Here is a 16,060-nt window from a genome sequence, read left to right as displayed (position 1 = left end):
GTTGCAAGTTGCAAGTTGCAAGCGAGATGAGAGCTCTCAGCTCCCCGGCATCGCAACGCGCTGCCAGGTCGGCGTGGCTACCCGCTTCCCGCTTGTTACTTGTTACTTGCGACTTGCGACTTGCTTCTTGTTACTTGCAACTCGCGCTCATGAACGCGTCAGCGCGCGTTCATGAGCGCGACCGTGGTGTCGAGCATGCGGTTGGAGAAGCCCCACTCGTTGTCATACCAGGCGCAGGCCTTGACCAGGCGGCCGCCGCCCACCTTGGTGAGGGTGGCGTCGAAGATCGACGAGTGCGGGTCGTGGTTGAAGTCCACGGACACCAGCGGTGCCTCGTTGTACGCGAGCACACCCTTGAGCTCGCCCTCCGCGGCCTCGCGCAGGATGCTGTTCACCTCCTTCACGCTCGTCTCGCGGGCGGCGGTGAAGGTGAGATCCACGATGGAGACGTTGATGGTGGGGATGCGGATGGCGTAGCCGTCCAGGCGGCCGTCCAGCTCCGGCATCACCAGGCCCACCATGGCGGCGGCGCCCGTCTTGGTCGGGATCTGCGACATGGTCGCGCTGCGGGCCCGGCGCAGATCCTTGTGGTAGACGTCGGTGAGGACCTGGTCGTTGGTGTAGGCATGCACCGTGGTCATCAGGCCCTGCTCGAGGCCGATGCGCTCGTGCAGCGGCTTGACGATGGGCGCGAGGCAGTTGGTGGTGCAGGAGGCGTTGGAGATCACCTGGTGCTCGGGGCGCAGCACGTGGTGGTTGACGCCGTAGACCACGGAGGCGTCCACCTCCTTGCCCGCCGGTGCGGAGATGATCACCTTCTTCGCGCCGCCCTGCAGGTGCGCGGAGGCCTTCTCCTTGCTCGCGAACAGGCCGGTGCACTCCAGCACCACGTCCACCCCGAGATCGCCCCAGGGAAGCTTCGCGGGATCGCGCTCGGCCAGCACGCGGATGGCGTCGCCGTTGACCACGAGATTGCCGTCGCTCACCTCCACGGTCCCCGGGAAGCGGCCGTGGGCGGTGTCGAAGCGGGTGAGGTGGGCGTTGGTCTCGGCGTCGCCGAGGTCGTTGATCGCCACCACGCGGATCTCGTCGCTGCGCCCCGACTCGTACAGCGCGCGCAGCACGTTGCGGCCGATGCGCCCATAGCCGTTGATGCCAACCTTGATCGCCATGCTCTTCTCCTGCGGTTTCGTTCTGGTTACAGCTGCCCGCGCAGCGCCTCTGCGACCCGCTCCGCGGTCAGCCCGAAATGCTCGTACACCGCCTGGCCGGGTGCGGACTCGCCAAAGCCCTCGAGGCCCACGAGTGTACCGCCGGCGCCGGTGAGCGGCAGCCAGCTGCTCGGAATCGCCGCCTCCACGGCCACCCGGGCGGTGACCGCCGCCGGCAGCACGGCTTCCCGGTAGTCGGCATCCTGAGCGAGAAAGACCTCGATGCAGGGCACCGAGACCACGCGCACGCGGCGGCCCTCCTGTGCCAGCGCCTGCGCCGCGTCCACGGCAAGCCCCACCTCGGAGCCGCTTGCCATGACGATGGCCTCGGGCCCGCCGTCCGGCTCGCTCAGCACGTAGCCGCCGCGGGCGATGGCCCGCACCTGCTCCGCGTCCCGGGGCTGGTGCGGCAGCTTCTGGCGCGACAGCGCAAGCGCCACCGGCCCGTCCCGGCGCTCCAGCCCCGCGCGCCAGGCGACGGCGGTTTCGGTAACGTCGCAGGGTCGCCAGACGTGCAGGTTGGGGATCAGCCGCAGGCTCGGCAGCTGCTCCACCGGCTGATGGGTAGGCCCATCCTCGCCGAGGCCGATGGAATCGTGGGTGTAGACCAGGATACTGCGCACGCCCATGAGCGCCGCCATGCGCACGGCGTTGCGCGCATAGTCGGAGAACACCAGGAACGTGCCCCCATAGGGGACGAAGCCGCCGTGCAGGGCGAGGCCGTTCATGACCGCCGTCATCCCGAACTCACGCACGCCGTAGAAGACGTAGTTGCCGTCGCCGTCGCCGGCGGTGACCGGCGTGCAGTCCTCCCACCAGGTGTTGTTGGAGCCGGTCAGGTCGGCAGACCCGCCGATCAGCTCCGGCAGGTACGGCCCGAGCCCGTTCAGCACCGCCTGCGAGTGCTTGCGGCTGGCGTCGCTCTTGCCTTCCGCTTGCAGGCGCTGGATGAGCGCATCGGCGTGCTCGGCGAAGCGGGCCGGCAGATCGCCGGCGAGGCGGCGCTCGAACTCCCGGGCGAGCTCGGGATGGGCGCGGCGATAGGCGTCCAGGCGCTCCTGCCACTCGGCCTCGGCGGCGGCCCCGCGCTCGCGCGCGTTCCAGCCGGCGTAGACCTCGCCGGGGATGTGGAAGGGCGCGTGCTCCCAGCCGAGGAACTCGCGGCTCGCCTGGATCTCGTCGTCGCCGAGGGGCGCGCCGTGGACGCCGTGGCTGCCGCAGACGTTGGGGGCGCCGAAGCCGATCACCGTGTTGGCGCAGATCAGCGTCGGCCGCTCGGTCTCGGCGCGGGCGGACTCCAGCGCCGCCTTCACTGCCTCGGCGTCGTGGCCGTCCACGTCACGGATGACGTGCCAGCCGTAGGCCTCGAAGCGGCGCGGGGTGTCGTCGGTGAACCAGCCCTCCACCTTGCCGTCGATGGAGATGCCGTTGTCGTCGTAGACGCCGATGAGCTTGCCGAGGCCGAGCGTGCCGGCGAGCGAGCAGGCCTCGTGGGAGACGCCTTCCATCAGGCAGCCGTCGCCGAGGAAGACATAGGTGTGGTGGTCCACCAGCGTGTGGCCCGGCCGGTTGAACTGCGCGCCCAGCACCTTCTCGCCGAGCGCCATGCCCACCGCATTGGCCAGCCCCTGGCCGAGCGGCCCGGTGGTGGTCTCCACCCCCGGCGTGTAGCCCACCTCCGGATGCCCCGGCGTCCTGGAGCCGAGCTGGCGGAAGGCCTTGATGTCGTCGATGCTGACCTCGTAGCCGGAGAGGTGCAGCAGCGCGTACTGCAGCATGGAGCCGTGGCCGTTGGAGAGGACGAAGCGGTCCCGGTTCGGCCAGTGCGGGTTGGCGGGGTTGTGCCGCAGGAAGTCGTTCCAGAGCACCTCGGCAATGTCCGCCATGCCCATGGGCGCGCCGGGGTGGCCCGACTTGGCCCGCTGGACGGCGTCCATGGCGAGGGCGCGGATGGCATTGGCGAGTTCGCGGCGAGCAGGCATGGGCTGGGGGTCTCCGGCGTGGTATTCGAGGGCGCGCCAGCGCGACCCGCACGCGGGCTTGACGCGATGCCTCGGGAATTCGTAAGCGCGCAATTCTCCAGAACTTCGGGAGCCCAGGCAAGGTGGGCCGCCAGGCGGACACCCAGCCCGCAACGGGACATGCGCGCCCCTTGACGTTACAATCGGCGGCCATTCAAGGGGGGCGCGCGCGCCGCCCCCGAGTCGCCTCGGGCAACAGGGAGCCTGGATACGCCGATGTCGAAACAGCATCTGTTCACCTCGGAGTCGGTATCCGAGGGTCATCCGGACAAGGTGGCCGATCAGATCTCGGACGCCGTGCTGGATGCGATCATTGCCGAGGACCCGAACGCGCGGGTGGCCTGCGAGACGCTGGTGAAGACCGGCATGGTGATCATCGCCGGGGAGATCACCACCAGCGCCTGGATCGATCTCGAGGAGCTCACCCGGCGCACGGTCTCGGAGATCGGCTACGACAGCGCGGACGTGGGCTTCGACGGGGCCACCTGCGCGGTGCTCAACGCCATCGGCAAGCAGAGCCCGGACATCGCCCAGGGCGTGGACCGCGAGCGTGACGAGAGCCAGGGCGCGGGCGATCAGGGGATGATGTTCGGCTACGCCTGCAACGAGACCGACGTGCTCATGCCCGCGCCGATCACCTACGCCCACCGCCTGGTGCAGCGCCAGAGCGAGGTGCGCCGGCGCGGGGTGCTGCCGTGGCTGCGCCCCGACGCCAAGAGCCAGGTGACCTTCGTCTACGAGGACGGCCGCCCGGTGGCGGTGGACACGGTGGTGCTCTCCACCCAGCACGACGCCTCGATCTCCCAGGCCGACCTCAAGGAGGCGGTGATGGAGGAGATCATCCGCCCGGTGCTGCCGGCGCAGTGGCTGGGGGAGTCGACGCGGTATTTCATCAACCCCACGGGGAAGTTCGTCATCGGTGGCCCGGTGGGCGACTGCGGGCTGACCGGGCGCAAGATCATCGTCGACACCTACGGCGGCATGGCGCGCCACGGCGGCGGGGCGTTCTCGGGCAAGGACCCCTCGAAGGTGGACCGCTCGGCGGCGTATGCCGCGCGCTACGTGGCGAAGAACATCGTCGCCGCGGGGCTGGCGGACAAGTGCGAGATCCAGCTCTCCTACGCCATCGGCGTCGCCGAGCCGACCTCGATCAGTGTCGAGACCTTCGGCACCGGGCAGATCAGCGAGCAGCGCCTGGTGGAGCTGGTGCGCGAGCTCTTTGACCTGCGCCCCTTCGGCATCCTGCGCATGCTCGACCTGGTGCGCCCGATCTACCGCCCGACCTCGGTGTACGGCCACTTCGGCCGCGAGGAGGAGAGCTTCACCTGGGAGCGCACCGACAAGGCCGACACCCTGCGCCAGGCGGCGGGGCTGTAGGCCTTCCCGTTATTCGAGCGGGGTTTTTAAACACAACGACACGACGGGCACAACGGAATCACCACGCAAGGGATTGCATTAACAATTCTCAACCGTTGTGGATCGTTGTGCCCGTTGTGTCGTTGTGTTGACCTTCCGAATCGCAAGGTTGATATCCGCACACGGGGTGGACGACCGAAACGAACCGATCACCGCCCATCATGGGCGACCGCTGGCGTCGAGGAGCGCTGCAGCTCCGGAGCACCCGGGGCGAGGCTCGGCGACCGGCGGCAATCGTGAAAACGGCGCTCGGTTGCACCATGGAGTGAAGCCATGAACGCTGTCGTTGAGACCAAGCAGCAGGACTGCGTCATCGCCGATGCGTCCCTCGCACCCTGGGGGCGCAAGGAGATCGCCATCGCCGAGACGGAGATGCCCGGGCTGGTGGCACTGCGCGAGAAGTACGGCAAGGAGAAGCCGCTCGCCGGCGCCCGCATTGCCGGCTCGCTGCACATGACCATCCAGACCGCGGTCCTGATCGAGACCCTGCAGGCCCTGGGCGCCGAGGTGCGCTGGGCCTCCTGCAACATCTACTCGACCCAGGACCACGCCGCCGCGGCCATCGCCGCCGAGGGCGTGCCGGTCTTCGCCTACAAGGGCGAGACCCTGGAAGAGTACTGGGAGTACACCCACCGCATCCTCGAATGGCCGGACGGCGAGCCGAACATGATCCTGGACGACGGCGGCGACGCGACACTGGCCGTCACCCTCGGCGCCAAGGCCGAGCAGGATCCGTCGGTGCTGGACAACCCGGGCAGCGACGAGGAGCGCGCGCTGTTCGCCGCCATCCGCAAGCGCCTGAAGGACAAGCCGGGCTTCTACGGTCGGGTCCAGAAGGCCATCCGCGGGGTCACCGAGGAGACCACCACCGGCGTCAAGCGACTGTACGAGATGGAGAAGGCCGGGACGCTGCCCTTCCCCGCCATCAACGTCAACGACTCGGTCACCAAGTCCAAGTTCGACAACCTCTACGGCTGCCGTGAGTCGCTGGTGGACGGCATCAAGCGCGCCACCGACGTGATGATCGCCGGCAAGATCGCCGTGGTGGCCGGCTATGGTGACGTCGGCAAGGGCTGCGCCCAGAGCCTGAAGGCCCTCGGCGCCACCGTGTGGGTCACCGAGATCGACCCCATCTGCGCGCTGCAGGCGGCGATGGAGGGCTACCGCGTGGTCACGATGGAGGAGGCCGCACCGCTGGCGGACATCTTCGTCACCGCCACCGGCAACTTCCACGTCATCGGTCACGACCACATGGCGGCGATGAAGAACGAGGCCATCGTCTGCAACATCGGCCACTTCGACAACGAGATCGACGTCTCGAGCCTGCGCCAGTACGAGTGGGACAACATCAAGCCGCAGGTGGACCACATCACCTTCCCTGACGGCAAGCGGCTGATCCTGCTCGCCGAGGGCCGGCTGGTGAACCTCGGCTGCGCCACCGGCCACCCGAGCTTCGTGATGTCGGCGAGCTTCACCAACCAGGTGCTGGCGCAGATGGCCCTGCACGGCAACCAGGGCGAGTACGGCAACCAGGTGTACGTCCTGCCGAAGCACCTGGACGAGGAGGTGGCGCGCCTGCATCTAGAGAAGATCGGCGCGCACATCACCCGCCTCAGCGAGGAGCAGGCCAACTACATCGGCGTGCCGATGCAGGGCCCGTTCAAGCCCGAACACTACCGCTACTGAGCCCCGCGCTCAGTCAGGGCTGACCCTGAAGGCCGGTCCCCGCAAGGGGCCGGCCTTTTTCTGTGGTGTCTTTGTGTTGAAGCCCCTAGCCATCGCCGAGCCGCGTCGGTGGCATCCGCCGAGCGCCACGCCCATGCTACTGTGCGCTGCCGCAACTGGTGACCGCTACCACAGGGCGCACCATGCCCAACGTTACCCGCCTTCACGTTGAAGACATCCCCGCGCCGGGCGGCGAGCTGGCGCTGCCGGCGGCGGCGCTGGCCCATGTGCAGGCGCGGCGGCTGAAGCCCGGGGCGGAGCTCGCGCTCTTCGACGGCCGGGGCGGCGAGTACCGTGCCGTGCTGCTCGCCCTTGGCCGGCGCGAGGCGCAGGTGCGCGTCGAGGCCCATGATCCGCGGGAGGCCGAGTCGCCGCTGCAGCTCACCCTGCTGCAGGGGGTGAGCAAGGGCGAGCGCATGGACTTCGCGGTGCAGAAGGCCGTCGAGCTGGGGGTGAGCCGCATCGTGCCGGTGCTGACGGCGCGCAGCGTGGTGCGCCTGGACGACCGGCGCGCGGGGCGCCGGCAGCGGCACTGGCAGGCGGTGGCGGCGAGCGCGTGCGAGCAGTGCGGGCGGAACCGCGTCCCTGCCATCGCAACCCCCGCCCCCCTGGCCGCGGCGCTGGCCGAGGGCGCAGGCGCCTGCGGCCTGGTGCTCGACCCCGGGTCGGAAACCGGCGTCGCGGCTCTCCCGGCCCGCCCTGCCTACACCCTTCTGGTGGGCCCGGAGGGCGGCCTCGCGCCGGAGGAGATCGCCGAGGCGGCCCGCGCCGGCTTCACCCGCCTGCGCCTCGGCCCAAGGGTCCTCCGCACCGAAACCGCCGCCGTAGCGGCCCTGGCCACCCTGCAGCTGCGGTTCGGGGATCTAGGGTGACGCGGGGGGAAGTTCAAAGTTCAAGGTTCAAAGTTCCAAGGCGCACGCCGCAAACGCCCGTATGTCTTTGAACTTTCAACCTTGAACTTTGGACTCGCGCGCTAGCGCGCGATGAACCTTCGCCTCCAGGGCCTCCACGTCCGGGATGTACGCCGGCTCGCCGTTGGCGAGGACGCAGGCGAGCATGCCCTCGGGGAGGTCGTCGTGGCTCAGGCTCTCGATGGTCTGGGCCTGGACGCTCAGGGGGCGGGGGATATCGTCGGCGACGATGCCGAAGTAGGGCAGCTCCGGATGGTTGCTCACCCCCTTCAGCACCACCAGCCGCGCGCGGGCGCCTGGCTCGCGCTGCCCCTCCTCGCCGAGGCCGGTCAGCGCGGCTACCGGCAGGCGCTGACCGCGCCAGGTAGCGGTGCCGATCACGCCCTCGTCCGGGCTGCCGTCACCCTCGGGCTCGACGTAGCCCGTGACCTCGGCCACCACCGCGCCCGGCAGGAGGATGTCCTCCCCGGACACGGGGATCAGCAGGCTGCGGACGGGACTGGCGTCGTCGCTCATGGGCTTGCTACTCCTCGCCGCGCCCATCGCTCAGGCGCGGCAGCAATGATTCTCGTGCGCCCCGCCGGCGCTGCCGAGCAGCGCTGCCAGGGCCTCGGGCGCCGCCTCGCCGGCCGCCGGCACGCGCTGGCGGACGGCAAGGGGCATGCTGTCAACGGCACAGCTCTCCGGCGCCTGGACCCACACCGGCCCGCCGGCCCGGTGGATCGCATCGGCACCCCGGGCGCCGTCGTCGCCCATGCCGGAGAGCACGATGCCGCCGCAGCGCGCGGCGTAATGCCCGGCGAACAGGGTCATGACCTCGTCGATACAGGGCCGCTCCACTCGCTCTGCGGGATACGGCTCGCCGACGGCGAACCGGCCCTGCAGGTCGAGGATCAGCCGGTGCTCCACCGGCATGACATAAGCCTGCCCCGGCTCGAGGTGCAGGCCGGGGGCGGCGCAGCAGACCGGCAGCGGGCAGACGCGCTGCAGCTCCGCCGCCAGCGCGTCGGCGAAACCCGCGCCGATGTGCTGCGCGATCACCACCGCGGCCGCCGGCGCCTGCGGCAGCGCGCCCAGCAGGCGCTTCAGCATCTGGGGGCCGCCGAAGGAGGCCCCGATCACCCAGACGCTGACCTGCGCATCGGGCTCAGGGGCCGCTCCCTCCTGGCGCCACGACACCGCCAGCAGATCCTGCAGCTTGGCATGGACCCGCCAGCCGGCATCACCCGCCTGGCTGTCCACGAACAGCATGGGCTCGGGCCGCTGGCCGACCACGCGATCCAGGGCATCGAGCTCGGCATCGTCAGCACCGGTCAGATCCACCAGCAGGGCATCGCAGCCCCGGGGCAGGCTCGGCGGCAGCGCCGAGATGCGGCAGTCGCAGACGAATTCCACCGGCCCCGCCGCGGCTACCTGGGCACGCAATCGTGCGCGGTCCGCCGGCCGGCTGCCGAGCAGGGCCAGACGGAGGGGGGGCTCAGGCGCTCGCGCGCCCATGCTCGAGCAGCTCCCGGACGGTGGCGAGCAGGTCGCCCTCCTGGTAGGGCTTGCCGATGTAGCGGTCGACGCCGATATCCAGCGCCCGCTGCCGGTGCTTCTCGCCGGTGCGGGAGGTGATCATGACGATGGGCACGTCGCGCAGGCGCGGGTCGTTGCGCATGTGCACGGCCACCTCGTAGCCGTCCATACGCGGCATCTCGATGTCCAGCAGCATGGCGTCGGGGACGCGGTCCTGCAGCGCCGCCACGGCATCGACACCGTCCTTCGCGGTAATGACATCGATGTCGTTGCGCTCGAGCAGCCGGCTCGCCACCTTGCGCATGGTGATGGAGTCATCCACCACCATCACCAGCGATCGCCGGTCGCCGCGACCGCCGGCGCGGGCGGCGGGGATCCGCGGCCTGGCCGGCGCGTCGCCGAGCATGCCGAAGCGCACCAGGGCGCTGACGTCCAGGATGAGCACCACGCGGCCGTCGGCGAGGATGGTCGCCCCCAGCACGCCAGGCACGCTGGCGATCTGCGGCCCGGGGGACTTGACGACGATGTCGCGGCTGCCGAGGAGGCCGTCCACCTGCAGCGCCATCCGCGACTCGCCCGCCTGCACCAGCAGCAGCGGCACGCGACTACCCGGCGCCGGGCGCGGGGCCTCTTCCGCCCCGAGCACGCCGCTCAGGCTGCGCAGCGCGTAGCTCGTCCCGGCGTACTCGTAGCGGCCGCCGTCGGGATCGTCCAGGCGCCGGTTCACCTCGTCGCCGGTCATGCGCACCACGCCTTCGACGCTGGAGAGCGGTACCGCGTAGACCTCGTCGCCGGCCTCGCAGAGGAGGGCCTGATTCAGCGCCAGGGTGAAGGGCAGGCGCACCGTGAAGCGGGTGCCCTCGCCGGGGGTCGAGTCGATCTCCAGGTTGCCGCCGAGCTGCTTGATCTCGGCGTTGACCACGTCCATGCCGACGCCGCGGCCGGCGATCTGGGTCACCTCCTCGGCGGTGCTGAAGCCCGACTCCAGCACGAACTGCATGACCTCGCGGTCGGTGAGGGTGCTGTCCTCGTTCATCAGCCCCTGGCGCACGGCCTTGCGGCGGATCGCGGCGAGGTCCATGCCGCCGCCGTCATCGGCGACGCGGATCACCACGTCCGCGCCCTCCCGCGCCAGCGACACGCTGATGGTGCCGCCCTCGGGCTTGCCCGCCGCACGCCGCACCTCCGGCGCCTCGATACCGTGGGCGACGGCGTTGCGCAGCATGTGCTCCAGCGGCGGCACGATGCGCTCCAGCACGGTGCGGTCCATCTCGCCCTCGGCGCCCAGCACCCGCAGCCGGGCCTCGCGCCCCAGCTCCTGGCTCGCCTGGCGCACGATGCGGCGCAGGCGCGGGGCGAGGTTGGCGAAGGGCACCATGCGCGTGCGCATGAGCCCGTCCTGCAGCTCGGCATTCACCCGCGACTGCTGCAGCAGCAGGGTCTCGCTCTCGCGGTTGAGGTTGTCGAGGGTGCCCTCGATGCTCGAGAGGTCGTTCACCGACTCCGATAACGCCCGCGAGAGCTCCTGGATCTGGGAGAAGCGGTCCATCTCCAGCGGGTCGAAATCCTCGCCGTAGCGGTCCTGGAGCTCGTACTCCCGCTCGGCACGATGCAGGATCTGGGCCTCGGTCTCGATCTCCAGCGTGCGTAGCTGGTCGCGCAGCCGGCGCACGGTCTGCCCGAGCTCACCCAGGTTGAAGCCGATAGCCCCGGCCTGCTGCTCCAGCCGCGCCCGGTAGATGCTCACCTCGCCGGCAAAGTTGACCAGATCGTCCAGCAGCTCGGAGCGCACCCGCACGACGTCCCCCTGCCGGCGCTGGGATTCGTCGGCGGCGGGCGGCTCGGCCGCCGGCGCCGCGGCCACCTCGGCCTGCCCGGCGGTGTCGGCCTCCGGCGCCTCGGGGTCCGGTGCGGGGGCTGGGCCGGCTGCCGGCGCAGCGCCGGCGGTCATGGCCTCGATGCGCGCCACCAGCGCGGATTCGGCGGCCACCGGCCGGCCGGCCTCCGCCGCCTCGCGCTGCGCCACCAGGGCGTCGTTGGCGGCCTCGAGCAGCTCGAACAGGGCCGGATCGGCGGCGACCCCGCCCTCCTGCACCTCCCGCAGCAGCGTCTCCAGGGCATGGGCCAGGTTCGCCACTGGCTGGAACCCCGCCATGCGCGCGCCGCCCTTGAGGGTGTGCAGCGCCCGCTGCAGCGCCACCAGCGTCGACTCCTCGTCGGCGCCCTCGCGCCACTCGTTGAGATGGGCCTCGAGGGCGGCCAGGATCTCGCCCGCCTCCTCCAGAAAGACCTCTACCAGCTCCTCGTCCGGCGGCGGCTCCGCCTCCGCGTCCGTCGTGCCGGTGACGGGGGAGGCGGACTCGGGCTCCGTATCGGACGCCGCCAGGGCCTCTCCCGTGTCGCCGGTGTCCGCCGGCGCGTCGGCGGCGTCTTCCAGCGCCGCCACCAGCGCCTCGTCGGCCTCCGGCACGACGTCGTCGGCGGCCTGGCGGAGCAGATCGCCGAGATGGTCGGTGGCGCGCTGCCCCAGGCGGAAGAAGGTCCCGTCCGCGGCGAGCCCCTCCTCGGCCACTGCGGCGGCCAGCGTCTCCATGGCATGGCACAGCCGGGCGATGCCGGCCTGCTCCGCCAGACGGGCGCCGCCCTTCAGGGTATGCAGGGCGCGCTGCAGGCTCTCCGCCGGCGCGTCACCGCCGTCGCCGGCCTCCCAGTCGGCAAGCAGCGACTCGATATGGCCGCGCAGCTCCTCGGCCTCCTCCAGGAAGATGGCACGCAGCTCGGCATCATCCTCGGCAGCGGCCAGGGCCATGCCGGCGGCATCGTCTGCGGGATCTTCCGCAGGCGGCGCCTCGAAGCCGAGGGTCTCCGCCGCTTCGTCGCCGTCGGCATGGGCGCTGTCCGCTCCGGGTGCGTCCAGCTCGGCGCGGTATTCGGAAGAGTCGTCGCGCGAGAACTCCGCGTCGGTCTCGCGCCCCTCGTCCGCCGACGCCGCGCCGTCGGCGCGCTCCTCCGGCCCTTCCGCCTCGAAGGCCGGCTCGCCCGCGTCAGGCGGCACCTCGGTGTCGTCGGTCACCGCCTCCAGCGAGGGCACGGGCGCGCCGCCCTTGAGGGCGTCCACCTCGGCCACCAGCCCGTCCACGTCGGGGACGGGGAACCCTGCGCGACCCAGGGCAGCCACGATCTCGCGCACCCGGGCGACACTGCGTTCGATAACCTCGAGCTCATCCCCCGAGAGCGGCCGGCGGTCGGCGAAGCGGATGCGGGCGAGGTCCTCCAGCCGCCGCCCGAGGCGGGCGATGGGCTCGACGTCGGCCATCCGGGCGCTGCCCGTCAGCGTGTGCAGGGAACGGATGACGTCATGGCTCACGCGCAGGCTGTCGCCTGCGGCGGCGCGGGCGAGAAAGGCATCCACCGCGGCGAGGTGGTCCTCGGCCTCCTTGCTGAAGATGTCGTAGAGGATCGGGTCCATGGCCGGCAGCGCCGCGGTTTCCGATTCGGCATCGCCGGCGGCCTCGGGCTCACGGTTGCCCTCGGGCTCGGCCACGGCCTCGGCCCCGTCGGCGGTCTCATGCTCGCCGGCGGCCTCGACGTGGTCGGCAGTCTCGTGCCCGGCCGCATCATCGCCCGTGTCCTCGTCCACGACCGTGGGGCCGTCAGCACCGGCGGCTGACTCCGCGTCCGCGGCGTCGGCGCGCTCCGGCGCGGCGGTCTGCTCCGTGGCCTCTCCGTGGCCGGCGGGGTCGCCAGCCGGCAGCGGCTCGTCAGCGCCCGGAACCGGCGCGCCGACCTCGTCCTCGCCGGCATCGGCCGTGGCCGGCGCCGCCGTGCCCTCACCGGCGTCGAAACCGGCGGCTTCGCTGGCAGCGTCTTCGCTGCCGGTCTCCGTGGCATCCGCATCGGCTGCCCCGGCGGCATCGGACCCGGGCTCCATCGCTTCGCTCGCGGGCCCCTCATCGCCGGCGCTGGTGTCGGCATCGGGCTCGTCGGCGGCCGCTGCCGCCGCGGCGGTGTCAGCCTCCTCATCGCCGCCCTCCGCCTCGACGGCACTGGCCGGATCGGCCAGCCGGGCCGCCTCGCGCATCAGCCCGCGGACGTCCGTCGCAGGGGCGGCGCCGCCCTGGAACTCCTGCAGCAGGCCCGGAACCGCGTCGATCGACCGCTTCACCACGTCGAAGACCGACTCGTCGGCTTCCCGGCTGCGGTCGAGGATCCGGTTCAGCAGGTTTTCCACCGCCCAGGCCAGCTCGCCCAGAAGCAGGGCGCCGGCGAGCCGGCCGCTGCCCTTGAGGGTGTGGAACATGCGCCGGGTGGTGAGCAGCGCCGGCTCGTCGTCGGGATTGGCGCGCCAGCGCGGGAAGCTCTCGGCCAGCGTCTCCAGGACCTCGCCTGCCTCCTCGACGAAGATCTCCACGATTTCGGCATCCAGCTCGTCGGCCCGCACCGGGACGTCGAGATCGACTCGTCCGCGCTTCCTGGAGAAATCGATCGCCGCGTCGGGCTGCGTGGCGGGCCGGTCCGGTGCCGGGGGTGCGGCTTCGTCCGTGACCGTCTCTGCCGGGCCAGCCGATGCCTCGGACTCGGCCACCGCAGCATCGTCCGCCGCTGACTCCGCCGCCGTGGGCGCGGGCTCCGCCGTGGCCCCGGCGGACACGGCCGCCGCCGGCAGGGCTTCGCCCAGGCGGCGGAGCCCGTTCTCGGCGACGTCCAGTACCTGCGCGGCGCCGCTGCGGCCGTCGCGCAGCGCCTCGAGGTAGTACTCGATGCTGGTCACCGCATCGGCCAGATCGTCCAGCGCCTCCGCCGGCGGCGGCGTCTCATCGCTCGCCAGACGCTCGGTGACGTAGTGCGCGGCCGCACCCACCAGGGCCGCGGCTCGCGGCAGCTCCATGATGCCGAGGGCCCCGCGGATGCTGGCGAAGCGCTCGTCCAGGCCCTCCAGCTGGACACCATCGTGGCTCTCGAGGAAGCGCACGATGGCCTCCTTGACGCGCCCCACCTCGGTGATGGCCTCATCCAGGGTGAGCGCCACGACCTCGCGATACTCGCTGCGGAAAAGCGCCGCCTCCGGCGTCTCCGGCGCGGCGGCGGGCCCGCCGTCGGCGCCCTCGCGCGCACGCCCGCCGAGCCCCTGCAGCGCCGACTCCACGTACAGCAGCGACTCCGCCGCCTTCATCACGGTGAGTGCGTCGTCGTCGCTGCCCTCGAGCCCCCGCACCAGCTCTGCCTGCTCCAGCACCACCCGTCGCGGGGCGGCGAGGCCAAGCACACCGAGGGTGTCGGCGATGCGGCGCATGGCGTCGGCGGCCGCCCCGAGGCGCTCGGGCTCCCGGGCGCTGCCGCGGACGTAGAGGTCGAGGGTGTCCTTGACGCCGGCGAGGTCCTCGCGGATTGCCTCGGCCACGCTGCGGAAGGCATCCACGCCGGGGCCGAACAGGCCCTCGCGGGCCTGCTCCAGGCGCTGCTGGTCGGCGATCAGCGCCGGCAGGTCGTAGTGGGTCTGCACCGCCTCGATGCGGGGCGTCGCGGGCGCGGCGCCTGCGAGGTAGTAGAGCAGGCCGCGCATCAGCGCCTCCGGGCGCTCGGCCTCCGCGCCGTGCCGCGCCACCGCCTTGATCTGGCGGTCCACCTGGCCGATCAGGTTGCGCACTGCGGCATCGGCATTGAGCGCGCCGGCCGCCAGGGCCTCCGCGACGGTGCCGACGACCCACCAGACCGCACCGGTGCGATCGTCCGGGGCCGCGGCGTCGAGCTGATCGGCCGCCTCGCGCATGCGCTCCAGGCCCTGCCGCACACCCTGCCCCCGCAGGAAGCCGAGCAGCCCGCGCTGGAACAGCGTGCGCGCGGCGCCGGCGACCTCCGGCAGGTGGTCGGCGCCGTCGCGGTCGTGGCGGGGCATTTCCGGCGCACGGCCGAGATCCGGAGAGAACAGGGCACTCTCGGCGATGATGGCCTCGCCCCGCGCGGCCCGCAGCTCGTTGACCAGGGGCAGGATCAGCAGGGCGGCGTCCTGCTGCCCGCCCTCCAGGCGCTCGAGGTAGTCGCGCAGGCGCAGGATCGCGCCCATCAGCACCTCGGCGCCGCTCTCGCCGCGGGCGGCATCGCCCTCCAGCAGCGCCGCGCCGAGCTGCTCCATCTCCTCGGTGAGCATGGCGGCACCGTGCAGCTCCAGCATCTGCAGGATGCCCCGGACCTGGTGCAGTTGGGCGATGCAGAACTGGGCCTGGGTGGCGTCGGCGGGATCCTCGCTGAAGCGCTCCAGCGCCGCCGCCGCTTCCCGCAGCGTCTCGTCCAGCTCCTTCTTCACCCAGCGCAGGGTGCTGTGATCGATCTCGCTGCTCATGCTCATGCCCGGGTTCCGGCCGCAGGCGCCACGGTTGCGTCGGCGCGGCGCCGGAAAATGAGGAGGTGATCCTGTGCAACCCGCTCGAGGCCGGCCGGCCGCCAGCGGCTCAACTCGCCGGCGCCGAGCACCAGCAGGCCACCGGGTTGCAGCCGTCGGGCCAGCTCCGCGAGCAGCTGCTCGCGGCGGGGCCGGTCAAAGTAGATCAGGACGTTCTGGCAGACGATGAGATGCATCGCCGGCAGCGGGCTCGAGGCCGGCTCCAGCAGGTTGTTCTGCAGGAAGCAGGTCCGGGCCCGTAGCCGCTCGCACACCTGGTAGCGCTCCCCCGGCAGGGGCTCGCAATAGCGTTCCCGCCACTCGGTGGGCAGCGGCGCCAGCCGCCGCGCGGGGAACTCGCCGCGGCGGGCCCGAGCCAGGGCCCGCAGGCTGAGGTCGCTGCCGGTCACGCCGAAGTAGCGTCCCGTGCCGGCGAGCGCCTCATCCAGCAGCATCGCCAGCGTATACGCCTCTTCCCCCGTGGCGCAGCCCGCACTCCAGGCCTGCAGCGCGGTGGCCGGCGGCAGCCCGGAGAGGAGCGCCGGCAGACCGGCGCCGCGCAGCCAGTCGAGGCTCGCCGCGTCCCGGTAGAAGCGCGTCTCCTGCACGGTCAGCCGGTCCACCAGGGCGGCCCATTCGAGCTGGCCGACGGCGCCGGCACGCAGATGCGCATAGTAGGCCGCGCGATCCTCGAAGCCGCGCTCCGCCATGCGAGCCGCGAGGGCGGTAATCAGAAACGAGCGGCGCTCGCGCGCAAGGCGCATGCCGGTGCGTTCCCGCAGCAGCTCGGCCCAGACGTCGAACTCGGCATCACTCATCGCCGCCGGCTCGGCCGGTAGCGTGAGGAGTGGCTCGGCCATTGCCGGCGTCGCCATGCGC

Annotated in this window: 9 protein-coding genes and 1 riboswitch; of the genes, 3 read left to right on the top strand and 6 right to left on the bottom strand. The window is 71.7% G+C overall.

Going from position 1 to position 16,060, the window contains the following annotated elements:
* Positions 1-158: 158 nt before the first annotated feature.
* Together gap and tkt are read right to left on the bottom strand one after the other, a co-directional pair.
* Positions 159-1,172, bottom strand: coding sequence for a type I glyceraldehyde-3-phosphate dehydrogenase (gene gap / locus LMH63_RS01830; RefSeq protein WP_109680086.1), 1,014 nt, complete (start codon positions 1,170-1,172; stop codon positions 159-161).
* Between the two features lie 26 nt (positions 1,173-1,198).
* Positions 1,199-3,193, bottom strand: coding sequence for a transketolase (tkt, locus tag LMH63_RS01825; protein WP_109680087.1), 1,995 nt, complete (start codon positions 3,191-3,193; stop codon positions 1,199-1,201).
* Positions 3,194-3,448: 255 nt separating this feature from the next.
* On the opposite strand from tkt, the gene metK reads away from it, so the two are divergent.
* From metK to LMH63_RS01810, 3 genes are all read left to right on the top strand, one after another.
* Positions 3,449-4,609: a methionine adenosyltransferase gene (gene metK, locus LMH63_RS01820; protein ID WP_229332692.1), complete on the top strand. Its 1,161-nt coding sequence runs from the start codon at positions 3,449-3,451 to the stop codon at positions 4,607-4,609.
* 213 nt (positions 4,610-4,822) lie between these two features.
* Positions 4,823-4,906, top strand: a riboswitch (S-adenosyl-L-homocysteine riboswitch).
* A gap of 15 nt (positions 4,907-4,921) precedes the next feature.
* The gene (ahcY, locus tag LMH63_RS01815) at positions 4,922-6,334 is read left to right on the top strand and encodes an adenosylhomocysteinase (protein ID WP_109679474.1); all 1,413 of its coding nucleotides are present in this window, start codon (positions 4,922-4,924) and stop codon (positions 6,332-6,334) included.
* A 182-nt stretch (positions 6,335-6,516) separates the two neighbouring features.
* Positions 6,517-7,245 carry a 16S rRNA (uracil(1498)-N(3))-methyltransferase gene (locus tag LMH63_RS01810; RefSeq protein ID WP_109679473.1) on the top strand — a complete coding sequence of 243 codons (729 nt, stop codon included), beginning with the start codon at positions 6,517-6,519 and terminating at the stop codon, positions 7,243-7,245.
* Positions 7,246-7,320: 75 nt separating this feature from the next.
* Here the strand turns inward: LMH63_RS01810 and LMH63_RS01805 are convergent, their stop codons facing one another.
* Genes LMH63_RS01805 through LMH63_RS01790 form a run of 4 tightly spaced genes read right to left on the bottom strand, consistent with a single transcriptional unit; the run spans position 7,321 to position 16,041 of the window.
* The gene (locus LMH63_RS01805; RefSeq protein WP_158280414.1) at positions 7,321-7,800 is read right to left on the bottom strand and encodes a chemotaxis protein CheW; all 480 of its coding nucleotides are present in this window, start codon (positions 7,798-7,800) and stop codon (positions 7,321-7,323) included.
* Positions 7,801-7,830: 30 nt separating this feature from the next.
* Positions 7,831-8,781 carry a chemotaxis protein CheB gene (locus tag LMH63_RS01800; RefSeq protein WP_109679471.1) on the bottom strand — a complete coding sequence of 317 codons (951 nt, stop codon included), beginning with the start codon at positions 8,779-8,781 and terminating at the stop codon, positions 7,831-7,833.
* Positions 8,762-15,148, bottom strand: coding sequence for an Hpt domain-containing protein (locus LMH63_RS01795; protein ID WP_109679470.1), 6,387 nt, complete (start codon positions 15,146-15,148; stop codon positions 8,762-8,764). The genes LMH63_RS01800 and LMH63_RS01795 overlap by 20 nt, the downstream gene beginning before the upstream one ends.
* Positions 15,145-16,041 carry a CheR family methyltransferase gene (locus tag LMH63_RS01790; RefSeq protein ID WP_109679469.1) on the bottom strand — a complete coding sequence of 299 codons (897 nt, stop codon included), beginning with the start codon at positions 16,039-16,041 and terminating at the stop codon, positions 15,145-15,147. The genes LMH63_RS01795 and LMH63_RS01790 overlap by 4 nt, the downstream gene beginning before the upstream one ends.
* Positions 16,042-16,060 lie beyond the last annotated feature (19 nt).

Source organism: Spiribacter halobius, assembly GCF_020883455.1.
GTDB lineage: Bacteria > Pseudomonadota > Gammaproteobacteria > Nitrococcales > Nitrococcaceae > Sediminicurvatus > Sediminicurvatus halobius.
Note: the sequence above shows the minus strand (reverse complement) of the source record. Positions and strands in the feature narration are given on the sequence as shown.

What these genes read in the sequence shown, in the direction of transcription:
- metK (WP_229332692.1), top strand. Translation starts at nt 3,449, where the DNA reads ATGTCGAAACAGCATCTGTTCACCTCGGAGTCGGTATCCGAGGGTCAT.
- LMH63_RS01800 (WP_109679471.1), bottom strand. Translation starts at nt 8,781, where the DNA reads ATGGGCGCGCGAGCGCCTGAGCCCCCCCTCCGTCTGGCCCTGCTCGGC.
- LMH63_RS01790 (WP_109679469.1), bottom strand. Translation starts at nt 16,041, where the DNA reads ATGGCCGAGCCACTCCTCACGCTACCGGCCGAGCCGGCGGCGATGAGT.
- tkt (WP_109680087.1), bottom strand. Translation starts at nt 3,193, where the DNA reads ATGCCTGCTCGCCGCGAACTCGCCAATGCCATCCGCGCCCTCGCCATG.
- gap (WP_109680086.1), bottom strand. Translation starts at nt 1,172, where the DNA reads ATGGCGATCAAGGTTGGCATCAACGGCTATGGGCGCATCGGCCGCAAC.
- ahcY (WP_109679474.1), top strand. Translation starts at nt 4,922, where the DNA reads ATGAACGCTGTCGTTGAGACCAAGCAGCAGGACTGCGTCATCGCCGAT.
- LMH63_RS01805 (WP_158280414.1), bottom strand. Translation starts at nt 7,800, where the DNA reads ATGAGCGACGACGCCAGTCCCGTCCGCAGCCTGCTGATCCCCGTGTCC.
- LMH63_RS01810 (WP_109679473.1), top strand. Translation starts at nt 6,517, where the DNA reads ATGCCCAACGTTACCCGCCTTCACGTTGAAGACATCCCCGCGCCGGGC.
- LMH63_RS01795 (WP_109679470.1), bottom strand. Translation starts at nt 15,148, where the DNA reads ATGAGCATGAGCAGCGAGATCGATCACAGCACCCTGCGCTGGGTGAAG.